The 21,209-nt window shown below is 60.6% G+C and carries 16 protein-coding genes; 6 read left to right on the top strand and 10 right to left on the bottom strand.

What is annotated here, in order from left to right; translation table 11 throughout:
* The first annotated feature begins 5 nt into the window (after positions 1–5).
* Positions 6–1,178, top strand: a complete 1,173-nt coding sequence (locus ACMXX3_RS06125; protein ID WP_421083864.1) for a hypothetical protein — start codon at positions 6–8, stop codon at positions 1,176–1,178.
* A 62-nt stretch (positions 1,179–1,240) separates the two neighbouring features.
* Here the strand turns inward: ACMXX3_RS06125 and ACMXX3_RS06120 are convergent, their stop codons facing one another.
* The 5 genes from ACMXX3_RS06120 to ACMXX3_RS06100 all read right to left on the bottom strand — a co-directional run bounded on the left by ACMXX3_RS06120 (position 1,241) and on the right by ACMXX3_RS06100 (position 7,372).
* The gene (locus ACMXX3_RS06120; RefSeq protein WP_421083863.1) at positions 1,241–2,377 is read right to left on the bottom strand and encodes a trans-sulfuration enzyme family protein; all 1,137 of its coding nucleotides are present in this window, start codon (positions 2,375–2,377) and stop codon (positions 1,241–1,243) included.
* Positions 2,378–2,578: 201 nt separating this feature from the next.
* Positions 2,579–3,457, bottom strand: coding sequence for an NlpC/P60 family protein (locus ACMXX3_RS06115; protein ID WP_421083862.1), 879 nt, complete (start codon positions 3,455–3,457; stop codon positions 2,579–2,581).
* 373 nt (positions 3,458–3,830) lie between these two features.
* A complete protein-coding gene (locus tag ACMXX3_RS06110; protein ID WP_421083861.1) occupies positions 3,831–4,964 on the bottom strand; it encodes a pirin family protein in 1,134 nt (377 codons plus the stop codon).
* A 386-nt stretch (positions 4,965–5,350) separates the two neighbouring features.
* Entirely contained in the window at positions 5,351–5,854 is a 504-nt protein-coding gene (locus ACMXX3_RS06105) for a CoA-binding protein (RefSeq protein ID WP_237201539.1), read from the bottom strand.
* A gap of 3 nt (positions 5,855–5,857) precedes the next feature.
* Positions 5,858–7,372 carry an O-acetylhomoserine aminocarboxypropyltransferase/cysteine synthase family protein gene (locus ACMXX3_RS06100; RefSeq protein ID WP_421083860.1) on the bottom strand — a complete coding sequence of 505 codons (1,515 nt, stop codon included), beginning with the start codon at positions 7,370–7,372 and terminating at the stop codon, positions 5,858–5,860.
* Between the two features lie 344 nt (positions 7,373–7,716).
* On the opposite strand from ACMXX3_RS06100, the gene ACMXX3_RS06095 reads away from it, so the two are divergent.
* Complete coding sequence (locus ACMXX3_RS06095; RefSeq protein WP_421083859.1) at positions 7,717–8,343, top strand: DedA family protein; 627 nt, start codon at positions 7,717–7,719, stop codon at positions 8,341–8,343.
* Positions 8,344–8,485: 142 nt separating this feature from the next.
* Here ACMXX3_RS06095 and ACMXX3_RS06090 read toward each other — a convergent pair whose 3' ends face one another.
* Both ACMXX3_RS06090 and ilvD read right to left on the bottom strand, forming a co-directional pair.
* Positions 8,486–9,691 carry an RNase H family protein gene (locus ACMXX3_RS06090; RefSeq protein WP_421083858.1) on the bottom strand — a complete coding sequence of 402 codons (1,206 nt, stop codon included), beginning with the start codon at positions 9,689–9,691 and terminating at the stop codon, positions 8,486–8,488.
* 360 nt (positions 9,692–10,051) lie between these two features.
* A complete protein-coding gene (gene ilvD / locus ACMXX3_RS06085) occupies positions 10,052–11,890 on the bottom strand; it encodes a dihydroxy-acid dehydratase (RefSeq protein ID WP_421083857.1) in 1,839 nt (612 codons plus the stop codon).
* Between the two features lie 417 nt (positions 11,891–12,307).
* Between ilvD and ACMXX3_RS06080 the strand changes: the two genes are divergently transcribed.
* Positions 12,308–13,513 (top strand): cobalamin-independent methionine synthase II family protein, encoded by a 1,206-nt coding sequence (locus ACMXX3_RS06080; RefSeq protein WP_421083856.1) that lies wholly within the window; start codon positions 12,308–12,310, stop codon positions 13,511–13,513.
* Positions 13,514–13,525: 12 nt separating this feature from the next.
* Here ACMXX3_RS06080 and ACMXX3_RS06075 read toward each other — a convergent pair whose 3' ends face one another.
* Positions 13,526–14,335, bottom strand: coding sequence for a methyltransferase domain-containing protein (locus ACMXX3_RS06075; protein WP_421083855.1), 810 nt, complete (start codon positions 14,333–14,335; stop codon positions 13,526–13,528).
* Between the two features lie 569 nt (positions 14,336–14,904).
* Here ACMXX3_RS06075 and treR point away from each other — a divergent pair.
* Entirely contained in the window at positions 14,905–15,639 is a 735-nt protein-coding gene (gene treR / locus ACMXX3_RS06070) for a trehalose operon repressor (protein WP_421083854.1), read from the top strand.
* 186 nt (positions 15,640–15,825) lie between these two features.
* Positions 15,826–17,475, top strand: coding sequence for an alpha,alpha-phosphotrehalase (locus ACMXX3_RS06065; protein WP_421083853.1), 1,650 nt, complete (start codon positions 15,826–15,828; stop codon positions 17,473–17,475).
* Here ACMXX3_RS06065 and ACMXX3_RS06060 read toward each other — a convergent pair.
* Complete coding sequence (locus tag ACMXX3_RS06060) at positions 17,472–18,005, bottom strand: TetR/AcrR family transcriptional regulator (protein ID WP_421083852.1); 534 nt, start codon at positions 18,003–18,005, stop codon at positions 17,472–17,474. The two genes, ACMXX3_RS06065 and ACMXX3_RS06060, sit on opposite strands and share 4 nt — an antisense overlap.
* Before the next feature lie 175 nt (positions 18,006–18,180).
* On the opposite strand from ACMXX3_RS06060, the gene ACMXX3_RS06055 reads away from it, so the two are divergent.
* Positions 18,181–19,719, top strand: a complete 1,539-nt coding sequence (locus ACMXX3_RS06055; RefSeq protein WP_421083851.1) for an MFS transporter — start codon at positions 18,181–18,183, stop codon at positions 19,717–19,719.
* Positions 19,720–19,836: 117 nt separating this feature from the next.
* On the opposite strand, the gene ACMXX3_RS06050 is transcribed toward ACMXX3_RS06055, so the two are convergent.
* Positions 19,837–21,132: an adenylosuccinate synthase gene (locus ACMXX3_RS06050; RefSeq protein WP_421083850.1), complete on the bottom strand. Its 1,296-nt coding sequence runs from the start codon at positions 21,130–21,132 to the stop codon at positions 19,837–19,839.
* Between the last annotated feature and the right edge of the window lie 77 nt (positions 21,133–21,209).

Below are 21,209 nucleotides of genomic sequence, written 5' to 3'. Positions count from 1 at the left end.
TTTCCATGAAAAAAAGAAGCCTTATCGCGCTCACAGCTACCTTCCTCCTTACTGCCTGCACCCCTCCCCCAGCTTTAGACGGATGGCCCGCGGCAAAGCTTGCCGGGAATAACTTAGAGGACGTTGAATACGCGCTTTATCTCAGTCCCCAAGTGATTGGTTCGACCCCCGTTGACCGTAGCTATCTTGCCCTCATTAAAGCTGATGGATCCTATGAAACCATCAGGGTGGACGGGCTAGATAACGGTGGCGTTTTCTGGACAGAAGAAGGAATCCACTTTGCTGATAAATCCGCAGACTATCTGCTGACCGATGAAAAACTCGAAAAATGGTCTCTTGAAAAATCTGACTTGCTGTACGGCTACAATCTTCATCCCAACGGCTCTACCGTAGGTCTCTACAGCTTTGGTTCCCAGGAAAATCAGGGGTATACAACTCAGGTTATTCAACGAAACGGAGATGATGTTGTCTCCTTTCCAACCGAGGGTTCATACTATGATTCAGGAATTTGCCCGGATGGAACAATCGTAGGGATTTCTCCGACCACTGGACATTACAAAAATGACGGAGTTGAAGAAAAAATTCTTGTCACAATTGATGAGAAGGAAGAAAAAGAAAAACTAGTCCTTAATTTTCCTAACTACCATACCCCTGCGAACGACTTACACTGCCGGGACGGAAAAGTATTTGCCCTGGGTACACTGCCTGAAGAGAATGAATACGGTAGCTACCAGTACGGCGATGTGCTCACCTTCGACCTTGAAACAAGAGAGTTCTTAGCGGTCCCTGTGACTGATGAAGAAGGAGCCCCGCTACCTCTTACCCATGAAGACGGCAATGGAGTAGCACACGCTCAAGCTATAGATAATGAAGCTATCAAAGATGGCAAACTGTCCTGGTACCTGGGGAACACTATCTATGAGACCGATGTTTCCACCGGCGTCACCAAAGAACTCTTCGATATCTCCGCAACTAAAAAAGGACTGTCCAACTCACAAGTTGTTTTCAGGGAAGACGATATCGTTGCCTTCTCTTACAACCAAGACGAAGAAATCCAGATGGTTCGTTACGACCGCTCAACCGGGCAAGAACTTGACCGCATTCAAGTCGACGGTCTAACTGAGAAAACCTCAATCAAGATGATTCCCCGAGGGTTCGCCGCTAAACCGCTAAGCTGACCCCTTACACAGAAGGGTGGGCTTCTACTCCAGAAGCCCACCTTTAGTATCTTTACCCCGCCCTAGGCAGCATCCAGGGCAGAGGTCATATCCTCCAGTAGATCGTCGACGTCCTCAATACCGACTGCTACGCGCACCAGGCGGGTGGTGAGGCCGGCGTCGTCACGGTCTTCTGGGGAGTAGGCGCCCTGGGTCATGGTGGTGGGTAGGCAGACCAGGGACTCAATACCGCCGAGGGAGACGGCGAAGGTGAAGACCTTGAGGGAGTCGAGGAAGGCCTTGATGTCGTGGCCTTCCTTGACGGTGAAGGAGAAGAGGGCGCCCTTGCCGGTGGCCTGTTCGGCCTGGATCTGAGCTTCTTCGGCGCTGTAGGAACCGGGGAAGTAGACGGTCTCTACGGCGGGGTGGGCGGCGACAGCCTCGATGATGGCTTCGGCGTTGGCCTGCTGGCGTTCCATGCGCAGGGCCAGGGTCTTGACGTTCTGCAGCAGGCGGTAGGAGTCGATGGGTGAGAGCACGCCGCCGGAGATCAGCTGGGCTTTGAAGAGCTTGTCAGCCAGGTCGGTGTCATTGGTGGTGGCGACGCCCGCGAGCAGGTCACCGTGACCGGCCAGGTACTTGGTGGCTGACTGCACGACGATGTCGGCACCCAGTTCCAGGGGCTTTTGCAGGTAGGGGGTCATGACGGTGTTATCGACGACCAGCAGGGCCCCGTGGCGGTGGGCCAGCTCGGCGACCTTCTTGATGTCGGTGACGCGCAGGGTGGGGTTGGAGGGGGTCTCGATAAAGACCATGCCCACGTTCTTACCTTCAAAGTGGCCGTCGGAGAGGGTGGAAAGGTCGTAGACCAGTTCGTAGGCGACTCCGCGCTTGGGCAGTTCGATAGTGGCGAAGCGGTAGTTGCCGCCGTAGACGGGCATGCCCATGAGCAGGGTCTGGCCGTGTTCCAGGATGCCCATGGCGGCGGCGGTGGCGCTCATGCCGGAGGCGTAGAGGAAGGCGTGCTCGGCACCCTCGATGGCGGCGAGGGTGGTTTCTGCCTTGGAGCGGGTGGGGTTGCCGCCGCGCTGGTATTCGAAGGGGCCTTCGGTGCCGTCGGTGGGCTGGCCGAAGGTGGAGGCGGTGTAGATCGGGGGCACGACGGCCTGCTCTTCGTTGGAGTGGACGGCGTGAATGGCGCGAGTGGTAAAGCCTGCCATGGTTTTCCCTTTCGTGGTTGAGCGGTGGGTATCGCTACAGCCTACACCCGATACTTGCAAGGGAAATAATTATTGTTACGCATTTATGACGCGCTTCTTGGGCAAATACCGGGGACTATCGCCAAGCCCACAAACAGAAAGCCCCGCTCCCTGGTGAGGGAGCGGGGCTTTTCTCAAGAAAAGACGCTGTTGGCGGTTGCCTTAGCTGTTGTAGCCAGCGGGTGATACGAAGATCGGTGCGGACGCGGTGGGCAGGTTTACCGAGAAGATAGTGGTGCCCATGCCGTTCCAGCCGCCGTGCACAGCCTGGCCGTTGCCAATGTAAACGGCGATGTGCTGCTGGCCGAAGCCGTTGGACTGGTAAAGAACCAGGTCGCCGGGCTGGGGGTTGGAAGTTACGGTACCCAGTGACATGTATTCCATGGGCCAGCCGTGGAAGTTGATGCCAGCGGCGCGCAGGGAGTTGGTTGCCAGCATGGTGCAGTCGGTCTGAGCGTTGACGGCTGCAGCGGCCTTAGCGGCAGCTACGACGGCGTCGCGCTTGGCCTGGTTGGTGGCAACTGAAAGGGTGGGCTCGGGGGTAGCTACGGGAGCAGGAGCTGCGGTTTCAACGGGGGCCGGAGCGGGCTCAGCAACAGGAGCGGGGGCAGGCTCAGCTACGGGGGCTACCTCAACAGGAGCGGGAGCGGGCTCTTCAACCGGGGCGGGGGCAGGCGCTGCCTCGATGACCTCTACGGTTTCAGCCTGGGTGGTGACGTTGGTTTCTTCAACGGGAGCCTCGGGGGCGGGGGCAGCTTCCTCAGCAGGAGCTTCTACCGGCGCTTCAGGGGCGGGAGCTTCTTCAACTGCGGGGGTTGATTCGACGGGGGCTGCAGGGGCTACAACATAAGCGGGAATGCCCCAGCTTACAACCTTGCTGGGTGCTTCTGCGGCGAAGGCCTTCAGGGCAGGAGCAGCGATGACGGATTTGCTGTCTACAGTGGTCTGGGGTGCTTCTGCTGCTGCATCAGCGTTTGCTGCTACGAGGACTGCACCTGAGATCAGGACGCCTACTGCACCTACTGAGAGTGAACGACGCAATGTTGTACCTTTCGTCTCTTCTTGAGATTTTCGCAGCCGGGTTGCTGCTACTGCTGGGTGGCCCAGTGTGGGGGTTGTGGGCTCCCATGCTTCTTTCCGAAGCTGATTGGACTCCGACAAGCTTATAACGATTTGGTAACGATGTATACCAAATCGTTACAAAAAGTTGGTTTTTTAGCGGCCAGGCCTTGCGTCGCGCAGAGATTTCGCCTCGATTTTTGCCCTGTTTCCACTGGTCACCCACCCATTAGACAAGTTGTTAGACCTGTCTGCTATTTTTAGAAGAAATTTGCGCCACACAGGGCAACGGGTCACGGTTTCGCATCGAACCCGTGACCCGCTAAGTATTTTTCGCCCACCCAAGGGCTCAGTTTCAGTCGCCGCGCTGCTTCAGGCGGGCATTGGGCAGCTCCGGGGCCGGTATGACGGACGTGCGGGGCTGTTCTTGATATTCGCCAGGTAGCAGGACGACCCCACCGAAGCGCGGGGTCGCGGCGGCTCCGTCCTGCCCCTCTGCCCGGCCTGCCGCCAGGGCACCGTCGGTCACGATGTCAGCACCAGAGGAACCCGCCGGTGCAGTGACGGCCTCGAAGCTCTCGGCCTGGGCATTCCAGGCGGCGCGGGCCTCGACGATGTCTTCGTGGGTGCGGCCGATGAAGTTCCACCACATGGTGATTTTTTCACCGAAGGGGGTACCGCCGAGCAGGATCAGGCGGGTAGCGCCGATTGCCTCGATAGTCAGCTCTTCGGTGCCGGGTTCAATGTAGAGCATTTCGTCGGCGGCGACGCGCTGGCCCTTAATAAGGAGGGCACCGGTATCGACCACGAACCCGTGCTCGAACTCGGGGTTGAGGGTCAGGGTGAGGGTTCGGCGCGGGGCGTCTCCTGCCGGGTTCTTGTCGGCCCGGGGTTCTGAGCCGGGGGTGCCCACTAGAATTTCCGCGCCCAGCAGGGGCGAGAAGGTGGTGACGGGCGAGGTGCCGGTCTTGGTTTCCCCATCGACGGTCACGCCCAGCTCCCCCAGGAAGACGCGGGCCTGCACTCCAGCCGGGGCGGACACGTCCTGCCCACTCCCCTGCCCGCCGAAGGTGAGGGCTTCGGGCACGAAGTTTTCGAAGGCGGGGGCGGTGTTCATGTCGTCGCGGGGCAGGGCGATCCAGAGTTGGATGCCGTGCAGCACGGTGGTATCTGGCGTGGAGTATTCGGAGTGGTTGATGCCGTAGCCGGCGGTCATGAGGTTGAGTTCGCCGGGGCGGACGTCGGCGACGGTGCCGAGGGAGTCGCGGTGTTCGACGGTGCCGGTGAAGATCCAGCTGGCGGTTTGCAGACCGGTGTGGGGGTGCGGGGCGACGCGCATGCCGCCGGTGACGGCGACGTCGTCGGGGCCGTAGTGGTCGATGAAGCACCAGGCGCCGACCATGCGGCGGTCGCGGGAGGGCAGTAGGCGGCGGACGGTCATGGCCCGCAGCCCACCCAGGGGCACGGGGCGAGGCTCAATGAGTTTCATGGGTTTAGTCTATCTGAAGCGGGCGGAATTACTTTACTTGTGAAGTATTTTTGAGGGGTGTTGCGCTCTTATGACGCTATAGAAAAGCCCGAAAATGAAAACTCCACCCATCGCTGACCCAACTCAATGGTGAGGGCTCATCCCCGCACATGCGGGGATAAGCTACCTGACTATAATCACTAGGGCTCATCTCCAAACTTCTTTGAAGATCAGTCTCATGAAGCCCTCATCCTATTTCACCAGCTTTTTCGTGAAGGTGCTACCTACTGGTGCAACTGCAGACAGCCCTGTTCCTTGCCTCTACCCCTCAAGAAAAGACCATTTAAATCAGAAATGACCACCTAGTTCGTGGTCATTTCTGATTTAGATGGTACCTACCCCAGGGGCTAGGCCAGCACCTGGCGCTTGGACGAAATCACGCCGGTCACGAACCCTGCCAGGTGCAGGCCGCCGTGGAAGCGGGCGTGCTCAATCTTCACGCACCGGTCCATCACCACGTTCAGCCCGGCGTCCTCACCCAGCCGTGCAGCCTCCTCATTCCAGGAGCCCAGCTGCATCCACACCGTCTTTGCGCCCACCTCAATGGCCTCCTGCACTACACCGGGCAAATCCTCGTTGCGGCGGAAAATCTCCACCAGGTCAGGAGCCACCGGCAGATCAGCCAGCGACGCATACACCTTCTGCCCCAGCACCTCCTTACCCTTAGCGGCCAAAATCGGGTTCACAAAATACAGGGTGTAAGGGCTCGACGACTGCAAATAGGTCGCCACAAAATATGAAGAGCGCGAAATCTTGTCAGACATACCCACAATCGCAATGGACTTAGTCTCGTGCAGAATCTTCAGTCGCTCGGGTGCGCTGGGGCCTTCCCAGGTACGAATCTCAGTCACGGCTTAGGCCTCCTTCTTGGGTGCAGGGATCTCGCAGGCAGGCGCGGACGCCGGGGCGGACGTCCCAGCCCCCTCCCGCGCGGCGCGTTCGGCAGCGTGGGCGGCAGCGTCCGCCTCCAGGGCAGCCTTCTGGGCAGCAGCCTCAGCCTCGGCAGCCTCACGGCGGGCCACCAGCTCATCAGCGCTAGCAACACCAACGACCTCACCGGCATGGTTGCGGCCGGAGGCAATGGTCAGGGCCTGGTCCAAATCCCAGATGATATCGACGGCATCTTCCAGACCCACCGAAATACGGATCAGGTCTTCGCCCACGCCACCGGCAGCCAGCTGCTCAGCGGTCAGCTGCTGGTGGGTGGTGGACGCCGGGTGCAGAATCAGGGTGCGGGCATCACCAATATTGGCCAGGTGGGAGGCCAGCTGCAGGTTCTTGATGAATTCGGCGCCCACGTCGCGTCCGCCCGCCTTCTCGGTGCCGGCAACGCCGAAGGAGAAGACCGACCCAACACCCAGCGGCAGCAGCTTCTGAGCCCGCTCATAGTGGGGGTGCTCAGGCAGGCCAGCGTAGTTAACGTAAGAGATACGGGCGTCCTCGTTCAGCCAGGCGACGACCTCCTTAGCGTTAGCCAGGTGGGCGTCCATACGCTGGGGCAGGGTCTCAACACCCTGCAGCAGGTTGAAAGCTGCCTGGGCTGAGAGGGAGGGGCCGAAGTCGCGCAGCTGCTCCGACCGCAGCTTGGTCAAAAAGCCGTACTCGCCGAAGTTACCCCACCAAGAAATGTTGTTGTAAGAGGGAATCGGCTCGGTCATGGTGGGGAACTTGCCGTTGCCCCAGTTGAAGCGGCCCGACTCGACGACCACGCCGCCCAAGGTGGTGCCGTGCCCGCCCAGGAACTTAGTGACCGAGTGAATCACGATGTCAGCGCCGTGTTCGATGGGGCGAATCAGGTAGGGGGTAGAGAGGGTGGCGTCCACGACCAGGGGAATATCGTTCTCGTGGGCCACGCGGGCCAGACCCTCCAGGTCAGCGACCTGACCCGAGGGGTTAGCCACGATTTCGGTGTAGACAGCCTTGGTTTCAGGACGAATCGCGGCGGCATAGTCGGCCGGGTCAGTGCCGTCCACAAAGGTAGTGTCGATACCGAACCGGCGCAGGGAAACGTCCAGCTGGGTGATAGTGCCGCCGTAGAGGTTGGACGAAGCAACAATATGATCCCCAGCCTGGCAGAGCGCCGCGAAGGTAATGAACTCAGCGGCCATACCCGAAGCGGTCGCCACCGCACCGATACCGCCCTCCAGCGAAGCGATACGCTCTTCCAGCGCCGCCACAGTGGGGTTACCCAGACGGGAGTAAATGTTGCCGTACTTCTGCAGGGCAAAAAGGTTGGCGGCGTCATCCGCGTCCTTAAAAACAAAGGAGGTGGACTGGTAAATCGGAACCGCACGAGCACCGTGCTCGGCGTCGGGGGTACCGCCCGCGTGCAGGGCACGGGTGCGGAAGCCAAAAGTATGTTCGGCCATGAAAGCTCCTCGGGGTAGGTGAGTCTTCTCTACCTTCAATAGTCGCCCATGCCCAGGGGAGGGCGGTAACTTATTTCACCGTGTGAACAGGTTACGCAGCGTTACCGGGAAGGCAGGGCACCCCATCCCCCACCTCGGCCAGTGCCCACCAAACTCGCGTAACGTCCATCCCGCGCGTAAGCACCGCGCGATTCTAATAGACGCTCAGCCGCCCCTGCCCAACGTGACCAAAACCCACAGCCCGTGCACACCTTAGACCATAGTCAAATACAGGGTTCTAAGGGAGAATAGAGGGAGTTTTGTCACCGGGTAGTCTGCCCGCACCTGCAGTAGAAAGGGCACTTGTGCTCCAGAACATTATCGACTGGGTTATCTCTGTCATGGAGGCCATCGGCTCCCCCGGCGTTGGCCTGGCCGTCTTCCTTGAGAACATCTTCCCGCCTATCCCCTCCGAGGTCATCCTGCCGCTGGCCGGCTTCACCGCCTCCCAGGGCTCAATCAACGTAGTGGCCGCCTTCATCTGGGCGACCGTCGGCTCACTCACCGGCGCCTACTTCCTCTACTACCTGGGTGCAGCCATCGGTGCCAACCGCCTGCGCAAGATCGCAGCCTGGATGTGGCTGGTCAAGGTTGAGGACGTTGACGCCGCCCTCGCCTGGTTCGACAAGTACGGCAAGGCCTCCATCCTCATCGGCCGCGTCATCCCCGGTATTCGTTCACTCATCTCGATTCCCGCCGGTATCGACCGCATGAACCCGCTGACCTTCGGCCTCTACACCCTGCTCGGTTCCTCCGTCTGGAACGCCCTGCTCATCTACTGCGGCTGGGTTCTGGGCGAAAACTGGCACGCTGTTGAAGGCGTCATTGACCAGTACTCCAAGGTGGTCTACGCCCTGGTAGCCCTGGCCCTGGTGGTTGTCTTCATCTGGCTGCTGCGCCGCGCCCGCCAGGAAAAGCAGGACGTAGCCTAGCGGCGGACGTCCGCACCACCACGGCTCCCGGCTCCCGGCTCCCGGCTCCCGGCTCCCGGCCAGTTTGTACCATTTAAATCAGAAAAACCCACCAACTAGGTGGGTTTTTCTGATTTAAATGGTACCTAGGGCAAGGAACCTGCTACTTCCACAGGCGGTTGCGGGCGTGGACCACCGACGGGCGGATCTGAATCCAGTCCTCACAGGGCAGCCGCAAAGCCTTCTCACACCCAGACAGGGCGGTAATGATAGCCTCGCACCGCTGGTTAAACTCAGACACATGCCCCTTATCAACAATCTGCCCGGGGAAGTGCCGGTGCATCTTCGACACTGAATCCGATGACTCCTGCAAGCCATGCCCGGTATGCCCCGGAATGTGCTTCACCAGCACCCGACGCTCCCGAATGGCCTCGGTCAGCCGCTCCATCTCGTCCAGAACCTGCTGGTTCTGCACCCCCTCTTCAACCCAGGTGTTATAGACCCAGCGGTTATGGGCCAGACGCAGCACGAAGGTCAGCGCCCCCAGCGAATCCGTGTGAATAATCAGCTGCCGGCCCCCGTGGTAGAAGATATTAAAGGCAGCCAGCATGGCCGAGAGCTCCCCGGTCATAATGTTGGTTGCATCGTAGTGGGAGTGGAAGAAGAAGCCGTCCTCGCTCACCCCGCCAATGCCCATACGGCCGCCCTTGAGGTAACGCTTGTTGTTGGTTGCGCGGAAGGAACAATCAGTAAAAACGCTATATTCAGTCAGCTTTTCTACCGGAAGCTGGGCGGTATTCTTCTCAAGCTCGCTATGAGCCAGGCGCGAGGCCTCGTCCATAAAATGCGGCATGACCTCACCAGCCGGAGTACCTATCAACTTCACATGAATCTCCCCCAGAGAGTGCGACTCGTAAGGGTTCATGACCTTGTCAATTGACCGGTATTCCAAAAATTCGCGGAAGGCCGTGAACCTGCGGAACAGCAGTTTGAGGTAATGCTTATCGGCAGCCACCGTAATGAGGTTGGTCTTGTACTCCTCGGGGATGACGTCCATAGCAGCCAAGATAGCGCGTCCCAGCATATCCGTGTGGACGGTGTCGCACGGGTCCATGAGGCTATGGGTCAGGGACTCAGAAATCGGTTCACTTTCGATAATCTCGCGGTCCCCGTTTTCGCGGGAGATAAAGACGAAGGCGCTCAGCCCGACATGGCAATCCCCGGCGACCTGCACCTGGTCCATGACCACGGCAATGACGGCCACCCCCTGCTCGGTGAAGCCAGCCGGGTAGGAGCTGGTGTAGTCCGGGGGTTCCCAGGTTAGTTCAGTTTTCTTGATATGTGCAGGCGTGATTTCCACATTATTCATCTCCTAGGGGTGTCTATAGTTGTTTTGCTTACTCTTTAAAGCTATATCAACTCAGCGCCCTTTTGCCAACAGGTAAAGCCACATCGGTTGCCCGTTCACTCTCTCGGTGAACGTCCACGCCCCTCGCGCAGCGTCCGGTGACTGCAACCGGTGAAGACCCACCCGAGATGAACGTCCACGATCCTCGCACAGCGTCCACCCCGCGCGTAAGCACCGTGCGAGTCTGGTGGGCACTCACGGGGTACGGCCGGGTGGCCGGACGCAGAGGCAACCCGGCAGAAGGTCCCCAGCACAAGGACGCCCGCCCCGGCTTGCGTAAGCCGGGGCGGGCGTCCTTGTGCTTTGTGAAAAGGCCGAGGTTTACTCGGGGACGATGCGCACAGCACCCTTGTCGGCGCTGGTCACCATGGAGGCGTAGGCGCGTAGGGCGGTAGAGACCTGGCGCTCACGGGGTTTGGTGGGCTTCCAGGGGGCAGGGCCCTTCTTGGCGCGGCGCTCAGCCAGCACCTCATCGGAGACGTTCACGCGCAGGATGCGGTTGTGAACATCGATCTCAATTTCATCGCCGTGCTCGATCAGGCCCACAGCGCCACCGGCTGCTGCTTCAGGAGAGATGTGGCCAATGGAGATACCGGAAGTGCCGCCGGAGAAGCGGCCGTCGGTGATCAGGGCGCACTTCTTGCCCAGGCCCAGGCCCTTGAGGTAGGAGGTGGGGTAGAGCATTTCCTGCATGCCGGGGCCGCCCTTGGGGCCCTCGTACTGGATGACGACGATGTCGCCCTCCTTCACGTTCTTCGACAGGATCTCGAAGACAGCCTCGTCCTGGGACTCCACCACAAAAGCCTTGCCAACGAAGTGGAAGAGCTCTTCGTCGATACCGGCGCTCTTGATGATGGCCCCGTCCTCGGCGATGTTGCCGTAGAGAACGGCCAGGCCGCCGTCCTTGGTGTAGGCGTGCTCAACGGCACGGATGCAGCCGTTTTCGGCGTCCGTCTCGTGGGACTCGTACTTGTTGGCGGTGGAGAAGGCCTGGGTGGTGCGGACGCCGCCGGGGGCAGCCAGGAAGAGCTCCTTGGCGGTGTCGGTGGCGGCACCGGAGCGGATGTCCCAGTCAGAGAGCCACTGCTGAAGGGAGTCGGCGTGTACGGAGTGGACGTCGCGGTTCAGCAGACCGGCGCGGTCCAGCTCGCCGAGCAGGGCGGGAATACCACCGGCGCGGTGCACATGCTCGATGTGGTACTTGGTGGAGTTGGGGGCGACCTTCGCCAGGCAGGGCACCTTGCGGGAGATAGCGTCGATGTCGCGCAGGGTGAAGTCAACGCCGGCTTCGTGGGCAATCGCCAGGATGTGCAGGACGGTGTTGGTGGAGCCGCCCATGGCGACGTCCAGGGCCATGGCGTTCTCGAAGGCAGCCTTGGTGGCGATGGAGCGGGGCAGGACGCTCTCGTCGTCCTGATCGTAGTAGCGCTTGGCCAGCTCAACAATCTTGGTGCCCGCTTCGAGGAAGAGTTGCTTGCGGGCAACCTGGGTGGCCAGGGTGGTGCCGTTACCGGGCAGGGCCAGGCCGATGGCCTCGTTCAGGCAGTTCATGGAGTTAGCGGTGAACATACCGGCGCATGAGCCGCAGGTGGGGCAGGCGTTCTTTTCAACCTGGGCTAGGGCGTCGTCGCTGACACTGTCGTCCACGGCCATGACCATAGCGTCCACCAGGTCAAGGCGGTGCTCAACGACCCCCTCGATGCCTTCACCGGATTCCATGGGGCCGCCGGAGACAAAGATGACGGGGATGTTCAGTCGCATAGCGGCCATGAGCATACCGGGGGTGATCTTGTCGCAGTTAGAGATGCAGACCAGGGCGTCAGCGCGGTGGGCGTTGACCATGTATTCGACCGAGTCGGCGATCAGGTCGCGGGAGGGCAGGGAGTAGAGCATACCGTCGTGGCCCATGGCGATGCCGTCGTCCACAGCGATGGTGTTGAATTCCTTGGCAACACCGCCAGCTTCACGGATAGCACCGGCAACCAGTTCGCCCATGTTTTTCAGGTGGACGTGGCCGGGCACGAACTGGGTGAAGGAGTTGGCGATAGCGATAATCGGCTTGCCGAAGTCGTCGTCGCCCATGCCGGTGGCGCGCCACAGTGCGCGGGCACCTGCCATGTTTCTGCCGTGGGTGGATGTGCGCGAGCGCAGTTCTGGCATTTGTAGCTCCCTGTGAGTCTTGAACGAAAGTTTGGCTTTTAGTTTACGCCTGCTCTTGACGAGCCTACAGGGTGAAAGAACCAATCTCATATATTGACTGGGGCCCTACCGTGAGGCTTATTTCCCTTGCCTTGGGCCATGCTTCTGGTGACGAGGGATAGATTTGCCCGGGCGGTAGGTGGTCTGTTGGTGGCTCAGGGTGTGTGCTGGCTTGTTACTGTCCTTGTACATTTTGACGGGTGTGTGACGGGGGAGCGTCGCTAGGGGTCATGTTTGAAATGTACTGACTTAGATTGTCTCAGTCTTGGCCGGGGGCCTCTACCGGGTGTTAGCTAGGTATAACACCGCTGGATAGGCCACGTTCGAAGGGATCAGCCGGTGGTGTCTACAGCCGTAGGAACAACCTAGGAGCAGATCATGCCCATCAATACCGACCGTATTCTGACCACTCATGTTGGTTCTCTGCCGCGCAGCCAGCGCCTGCTTGAAGCTAATGCCGCCCGCCGCGGTGGCAGTATCGAGGAGGCAGATTTCCAGCAGATTCTGACCGAGGAAACCCAGGCAGTGATTGACCGCCAGGTAGACATCGGTATCGACATTGTGAACGACGGCGAGTACGGGCATGCCATGAGTCAGGCCGTGGATTACGGCGCCTGGTGGCACTACTCCTTTGCCCGCACCGGTGGCTTGAAGCTGCTGACCGAGGGCAACCCCGCCAACGAGGTACACCGTTCTGAGCCGGGCAAGCTCAAGTACACCAGCTTTGCTGACCGCCGTGACTGGACCCGTTTTCAGGACTTCTACACCGCGGAGCTCGATCTGGGAAACGACCCCGACCGCAGCTTCCCTGTTACCGTCGCCCCGCTGACCTACCAGGGGCAGGACGAGGTGGGGCGGGACGTCCGCAATCTGGCTTCCGCGACCGAGGGCAAGGGGGCGCACAGCGCTTTTGTTGCCGCCCTGTCGCCGGGCTCTGCTGCCCGCGTAGGCAACCTCTACTACCCCACCGATAAGGAGCATATCTACGCCTGGGCGGAGGTGCTGAAAGAGGAGTATAAGGCCATCACCGATGCCGGTTTCACCCTGCAGATTGATGACCCGTCAGTGGCTGAGGGGTGGGATCAGATTAACCCTGAGCCCAGCGTCCGCGACTACCTTGATTTTATTCAGGTGGCGGTAGATGCCCTCAACTACGCACTGGAGGATATTCCGACCGAGCAGACCCGCTTCCACCTGTGTTGGGGATCCTGGCACGGGCCCCACAGCACCGACCTGGAGTTCAAGCACCTGGCCGATACTCTGCTATCGATTGACGCCGCCGGCTACACCTTTGAGGCCGCTAACGCCCGGCACGCCCACGAGTGGAAGGTCTGGGAGAATCTGGAGCTGCCCGAGGGTAAGTACATCATTCCCGGTGTTGTCTCCCACTCGACCAACCTGATTGAGCACCCTGAACTGGTTGCCCAGCGCATTGAGCAGTTTGCTCAGGTGGTGGGCAAGGAGAACGTGGTGGCCTCAACCGACTGTGGCCTGGGCGGACGCCTGCACCCCGACTTGGCCTGGGCCAAGCTGGAATCGCTGACGGCAGGTGCCCGCCTGGCCACTGAGCGTCTCTTCGGCTAGGCCCGCTGGGGCCTAGGCGGCGAGGGCCTGGGCGCCGACATGGGTGGCGACGGTGAAGATTCTGCGGAAGGGCAGAATGGTACCGACGTTGCTGGCGGGGTAGGCTTCGCGCAGGGCGGCCCGGTATCGGTCGGCGAAGCGGTCGCGGACGCCGTCAGGTAGGGCGGTGAGGACGGGCCGGGCCCCTGCCCCGGCCAGCCACTCATATACGGGGTCTTGGCCCTGTAGGACGTGCTGGTAGGTGGTTTCCCAGGCGTCCACGTCCCAACCGTCGCCAGATAGGGCCTCGATGTAGGCGCCGGCGGGGGTGACCGAGTCGATGAGCTTGGTGCTGATGTAGGGGGCGAACTCGGGTTCGGCGGCGATATCTCGTAGGAGGGAGTGGGTGGGGGCGAGGAAGTTTCCCGCTACCTGGAAGGCGAAGCTACCGCCGTCGGCGAGGGCGGCTGCGATGCGGGGCATGAGGTCGATGTGGTTTTCGATCCAGTGGAAAACGGCGTTGGAGACGATGAGATCGGGGCGTTCGCCGGTTTCTTCGACCTCAGCCAGCCAGTCCTCAATGGTTTGGTGGCGGTATTCGACTGCGGGGTCGGTGTTGCTGGCGGTAGCGGCAGCGATCATGTCTGCGCTGCCGTCGATTCCGAGAATTCGAGCTTCGGGCCAGCGGGCGCGGAGCAGGGCGGTGCCGTTTCCTGGCCCACAGCCCAGGTCTACAATCAGGGCGGGCTCTTGCTGGGGGACGCGGGCGAGCAGGTCAGCGAAGGGGCGGGTGCGTTCTGAGTTGTAGCGGAGGTACTGGGCTGGGTTCCAGGTGGTGTTCACGCGGGGCGTTCCTTTCACGAACGGGGGGGCGCACTCTTGGGGCAGGACGCTGGGGGTTCTGCCTGGTGCGCCTGGTGGTGACATCACTGTATGCCAGCTCAATGGCCTGGTGGAAGCTTTTGTATATGTGCCGTCACATGGGGTAACAGTAGGGGGCGCCAGGAAGCTGCTGGCGGACTGGGCGGGGAGGCCTGGCAGGGAGGGGCTGGGGACCTGCTTCTGCGGTGATGCTACCGCGCTATGTCGTCCGTGCCCTGTCGTCCACCCCCGGTCTTCTCACCATTCGAAAACACGCCGCGTCAGGGTGGTTTTCCATATATTTTTCTCTGTCTACTGCGCCACATCACCTGTCAGACAGGCAGGTTGGTTTCACCATTACCCCTTGTCAGAGCCTTTAAAAATAAAAATATGCAGTGGTGCACCAATCATGTCCAACGATTGGCAGTTTTCTCATGGTCAGAAACCTCGAAAACTTAATGTCTGAACCCTAAACTATAAAAAACAAATAGCAGTAAGAACCACTCCCCCTCTTCTTCTGCATCTACCGCTCAACCCACAGAGGAACCACCATGGGAAAATTTGAACGCATTTACCACGACCTCGCCCGCGACATCGACGAGGGCAAGTACGGCGTCGGCGACCTCCTCCCCAGCGAAAAGAAGCTCACCGAAAAGTACAACGTCTCCCGCGAAACCGCCCGCAAGGCCCTGGCTATCCTGACCGACCGCGGCTACATCCAGCGCATCATGGGCAAGGGCTCCCTGGTCATCGACCACAAGCGCTACTCCATTCCCGTATCATCCCTGGTCAGCTACAAGGAATTCGCCGAGTCCACCAGCCGCGAAACCCAAACTGAACTCATTGCCCTAGAGGACGCCGTCCTCCCCCATGTACCCTTCCAGGCCCTCACCGACGGCGACGTTGAACAGGTGCCCGTCACCCACGTCATGCGCGTCCGCCACATGGACGGCGCCCCCGCGATTGTCGACCACGACTACATTGTCAAGAGCGTCGTTCCCAACCTGCCCCGCGAAGCAGCAGAGGACTCCCTCTACACCTACTTCGAGCAGACCCTGGGCCTGAACATCGCCTCATCTGCCAAGCAGATCACCGTCGAACAGGCCACCCCCAACGACGCCAAGTACCTCAACCTGCACGCAGGCGAATACGTTGCCGTCACCACCTCAATCACCATGCTCGACAACGGCCAGGCCTTCCAGTACACCATCTCCCGCCACCGGGCTGACAAGTTCCGTTACCTGGATTTCGCTCACCGCCGCCAGGAAATTCCGGTTTCTGAATAAAGTTCCAGATAGCAGCTGGCCGACAGACAAGCACCTGTTAGACAGGTAAGGTTGAGGACGTAGCCACCCCCGGGTGGGTACGTCCTCTTTCGTCTTTTCGACGCACCACCGCCAGATATGCCCGGCCCCCAGCTGGCCCCGGGCACCCTGCCGAGGCGGACGGCGTCCTTACCCTTGGAGCAACCAGTGAGCTTTCACCATAAGGTCATCTACCAGGTCTACCCCAAGTCCTTCCGGGATTCATCCGGCAGCGGCGTGGGCGACCTGCGGGGCATTATCGAGAAGGTCCCCTACATTGCCTCCCTCGGGGTGGACATGGTCTGGTTCAACCCCTTCTTCCTCTCCCCCCAGAACGACAACGGCTACGACATCGCCAACTACTACGAGGTAGACCCCCTCATGGGCACCATGGCGGACGTCGAAGAGCTCATTGCAGCCCTGGGGAAGGAGGGAATCGGGGTCATGTTTGATATGGTGCTCAACCACGTCTCCACCGAGCACGAGTGGTTCCAGCGGGCTCTGGCCGGCGAGAAGAAATACCAGGACTTCTTCTACCTGCGCCCGGCCCAGGAGGACGGCTCCCTGCCGACCAACTGGGAATCCAAGTTTGGAGGCCCGGCCTGGTCACAGTTTGGCGACACCGACCTCTACTACATGCACCTCTACGACGTGACCCAGGCAGACCTGAACTGGCACAACCCTGCCGTGCGGACTGAACTCTTTAAGGTCGTAAATTTCTGGAAAGACAAGGGCGTTCGCGGCTTCCGCTTTGACGTGCTCAACGTGATTGGCAAGGCTGAGAACCTCCGGGATGCCACCCCCGGCGAAAACGACAAACTCATCTACACCGACACCGACCGCGTCCACCCCTGGGTGCAGGAACTGCACCGGGCAACCTTTGGCGACACCGAGGGCACCTTGACCGTGGGTGAGATGTCATCGACCACCATCGACAGCAGCGTGCGCTACACCAACCCGGCCAACCAGGAGCTGGACATGGTCTTCTCCTTCCACCACCTCAAGGTGGACTATGACGGTGCTGAAAAATGGTCTGACGTTCCCTTTGATTTCATGACCCTTAAGGGTCTGCTGACCGACTGGGCAGTAGGTATTCAGGCGGGAGGCGGCTGGCAGGCCTCCTTCTTCAACAACCACGACCAGCCCCGCGCCCTCAACCGCTTTGGCGATGTGGAGCGTTACCGGGCTGAGTCCGCCACCATGCTGGCTGCCGCCGTGCACCTGACCCGCGGCACCCCCTACATCTACCAGGGTGAAGAAATCGGCATGATTGACCCCGTCTACTCGTCGATGGCTGACTACGTGGACGTTGAATCCCACAACGCCTTTGCCATTCTGCAGGAGCGGGGCGTGAGCGAGGCCGAGGCCTTCCGCATTGTCACCAAGAAGTCCCGTGATAACTCGCGCACCCCCATGCAGTGGGATTCATCGGAGTTCGCGGGGTTCTCGCGGGTAAAGCCCTGGTTGATGCCCACCTCACAGGCCGAGATTAATGTGGAGCGCGAAGAGGCTGAGGGCACCATTCTGCCCTTCTACCGGGAGCTGGTGCGCCTGCGCCACGAGTTGCCGCTGATCGCTGAGGGTTCTTTCGAGCCTTTTGCCCGGGAGCACGAGAGTGTTTACGGGTTCGTGCGGGAGCATGAGGGCCAGCGTCTGCTGGTGCTCTGCAATTTCTACGGTAAGGACGCCCGCCTGCAGCTGCCTGCCGAGTTCGCGGCCGGGTCTGTGCTTTTGTGTAATTACAAGAATGAGCCCGAACTGGGAGCCAGCGAGCTGGTCTTGCGGCCCTACGAGACGGTTGCTGTGCTGGCTGGCTAACGTCCCTTGAGCTGCTCTACCACCTCAAGCAGGGCGTCCATATCGCCGCTGAGGGCCAGGTTGGGGCGGGACTCGCTACTGGCGACCGCCGCGTTGTAGTAGAGCCCGTCCCCCATCAGCAAGATTGCGCGGGCTGCTGCGTCCGAGGGGGTCTCAGCCCGGATCATCTCAAACCAGCGTCCCTGGATCCTGTCGTAGACCTCAGCGACCTTTTCGGCAGCGTCCTGACGCAGACGGGAGGCGGCCACAAAAACCCGATCAAAAGGGGTGTCCTGGTACATGGAGGTGCGCACATAGTAGGCACAGGCCCCCTCCGGGTCACCTGCCATAGCCTTAAAGTCCTGCTCGGCAAGCGTCCAGGCCCGCCCCAGAAGCCCGTCAATCAGGGCTGTCTTGTCAGGGAAGTGGTAGAGCAGACCCCCCTTGGACACCCCGGCACGGGCGGCAATGGCGTTCAAGGACGCCGCCCGCTCCCCCTCTTCGATGAGTAGGGCTTCGTAGGCGTCGAGGATTTTTTCGCGAGAACTCATACACCCAACCCTACCGGGCCCCCACTTGAAAACAAAACCGTCCAGACGGTACAGTAGGGAATGTGCCTTCCCCGGCACCCAGCTACCGATGAGCGGCCAAGCGCACCGCCTGCCTCCTAACCGGCACCGCGCCCGCACCAATCCCAGGTAGCCCAAACCGCACGAAAGAGCAGACATGCACCCCGCAACCGGCCAGATAAGAGCCGCCAACCCCACAACCCCAACCACCCCCTACTCCCGCCGCTGGGCGGCCCTGGCCGTCCTCATGCTGCCGGTGCTGCTGGTCTCAGTCGACAACACCGTGCTCTCTTTCGCCCTGCCTGAGATTTCATCCCAGCTTTCCCCCAGCGGCACCCAGCTGCTCTGGATCAACGACGTCTACCCCCTGATTCTCTCGGGCCTACTCATTCCCGCAGGTAGCATGGGTGACCGCTTCGGCCGCCGCACCATGCTCATGATTGGTGGCCTAGGTTTTACCGTTATTTCAGCTGCCGCCGCCTTCGCCCCCACCGCCGCCTGGCTCATTGCCGCCCGCGCCGGTATGGGTATTTTCGGGGCCATGCTCATGCCCGCGACCCTCTCCATCATCCGCAACATGTTCACCGACGCCACCGAACGTCGCACCGCTATTGCCATCTGGGCCTCAGGCTTCGCAGGCGGCGCAGCCCTGGGCCCGGTCGTCGGCGGGTTCCTACTGGAGCACTTCTACTGGGGCTCGGTCTTCCTCATGGCCGTGCCCGTCCTGCTGCCCATGCTCCTGCTGGGCTTCTGGCTGATTCCTAACTCCAAGGACCCGGCCCCCGGCGCCATCGACTTCGTCAGTATCGCCCTGATCATGGCGACCATGACCCCCTTCGTCTACGCGATCAAGCACTTTGCCCACGACGGCTTCGACCTGCTCACCGTCGCCCTGCTGCTGGTAGCAACCATCTGTGGTTTTGTCTTCACCCGCCGTCAGCTGGCCCGCACCAACCCCATGCTGGACGTCCGCCTCTTCACGAACAAGCAGTTCACCGGCGCAGTACTGACCAACCTCATGGCGATTTTCTCGCTGGTTGGCTTCCTCTACTTCGTCTCCCAGCACCTGCAGTTGGTGAGCGGCCATTCCCCCTTCAGTGCCGCCCTTCTGCTGCTGCCTGGTCTGGCACTGACCGTTATTGCGGGGCTAGTGGTTGTCTATATCGTCAAGGTCCTCAAGCCCTGGGTCGTCATTTCAGGGGCCCTGCTGATGAACGCGGCAGCCTTCGGCCTGGTCTTCTTCACCGCCGATTCAGGCTCTGATACCGGTATTCTGGTGGCCTTTGCTCTGCTGGGTGTGGGCATTGGTTTTGCTGAGACCCTGACCAACGACATCATCTTGGCCGCTGTTCCCCCGCACAAGGCGGGTGCGGCGTCCGCTATCTCGGAGACCGCCTATGAGACCGGCTCGGTCATGGGGACTGCGATTCTGGGGTCGATTTTGAACGCGGCCTACGTTGCCCACCTGGTGGTTCCCGAAGGGGTTAGTGCTGCGGACGCGGACGCCGCCCGCGAGACCCTAGGTGGGGCAGCTGAGGTGGCTGAGAACATCGGCGGGGAGACAGGTGCCGCCCTGCTGGCCTCAGCCCAGCACGCCTTCGACTCAGGCGTGGTCTACACCTCGGCTATCGGCGTGGTGCTTATGATTCTCTGTGCTGTGATGGTGGTGCGCACCCTGCGCGGGGTGAAGATGTAGGGCTGCCCACCCCTGCGGGTAGGTACCATCTAAATCAGAAAAACCCACGAACTAGGTGGGTTTTTCTGATTTAAATGGTCTTTTCCGAGAACGGGGAGGCGGGGGCGGACGTCCGTCCTACTTCTCTTCGTCGATCAGGTCGCGCACCACAATGGTCTGCTCGCGGCCGGGGCCAACGCCGATAGCCGAAATACGGCAGCCGGAGATTTCTTCCAGCTTCTCCAGGTACTTACGGGCGTTGACGGGAAGCTCATCGAGGGTCTTGGCCTCGGTGATGTCTTCGGTCCAGCCGTCAAAGTACTCGTAAATGGGCTTAGCGTGGTGGAAGTCTGACTGGGTCATGGGCATCTCGTCAAAGCGAACGCCGTCCACGTCGTAGGCTACACAGACGGGAATCTTCTCCAGACCAGTCAGAACGTCCAGCTTGGTGATGAAGAGGTCGGTGAAGCCGTTAATACGCACAGCCTGGCGGGCCAAAACCGCATCGTACCAGCCACAGCGGCGGGGGCGGCCGGTGTTCACACCGAACTCGCCACCGGTGGTACGCAGGAATTCGCCCATGTCATCGAAGAGTTCGGTGGGGAAGGGGCCGGCACCCACGCGGGTGGTGTAGGCCTTCTGAATACCGATGACGCGGGAAATGCGGGTGGGGCCAACACCGGAGCCAACGGAGGCGCCACCTGCGGTGGGGTTGGATGAGGTGACAAAGGGGTAGGTGCCATGGTCAACGTCGAGGAAGGTGGCCTGGCCGCCTTCCATGAGCAGGGTCTTACCTTCGTCCAGGGCCTTGTTGAGCAGCTGGGTTGACTCAACGATCATGGGGGCCAGGCGGTCGGCGAAGCTCATGAAGTAGTCAACGATTTCTTCGACCTCAACATGGCGGCGGTTGTAGACCTTGACGAGCAGTTCATTCTTCTGACGCAGGGCGCCTTCAACCTTCTGGCGCAGAATGGATTCATCGAGGATGTCCTGCACGCGAATACCCAGGCGGCCAACCTTGTCCATGTAGGTGGGGCCGATACCGCGGCCGGTGGTGCCGATGGCTCGCTTGCCGAGGAAGCGTTCGGTGACCTTGTCCATGGTCTGGTGGTAGGGCGCTACCAGGTGGGCGTTGGCTGAAATCTTAAGTTTGGAGGTGTCTGCCCCGCGGGCCTCAAGGCCGTCAATTTCTTCGAAGAGGGCTTCGGGGTTGACGACCACGCCGTTGCCAATGACGGGTACAGCGTTTTCTGAGAGGATGCCGGCGGGAAGGAGCTTGAGCTCGAACTTCTGGCCGTTGACAACGACGGTGTGGCCGGCGTTGTTACCGCCGTTGGGCTTGACGACGTAGTCGACGCGGCCGCCGAGCAGGTCGGTTGCTTTGCCCTTACCCTCGTCGCCCCACTGGGCGCCTACAATCACAATTGCTGGCATATTGATGTAACTCCTGAATGGATGGTCACCTGCCGGGTTTCACGGCGGTGGGGTGGATCTGGGCTGCCGGTGCGGTG

The sequence above is a fragment of the Rothia nasimurium genome (assembly GCF_049068285.1).
GTDB classification, from domain to species: Bacteria; Actinomycetota; Actinomycetes; order Actinomycetales; family Micrococcaceae; genus Rothia; species Rothia nasimurium_I.
This window is presented reverse-complemented; position numbering and strand designations above follow the sequence as displayed.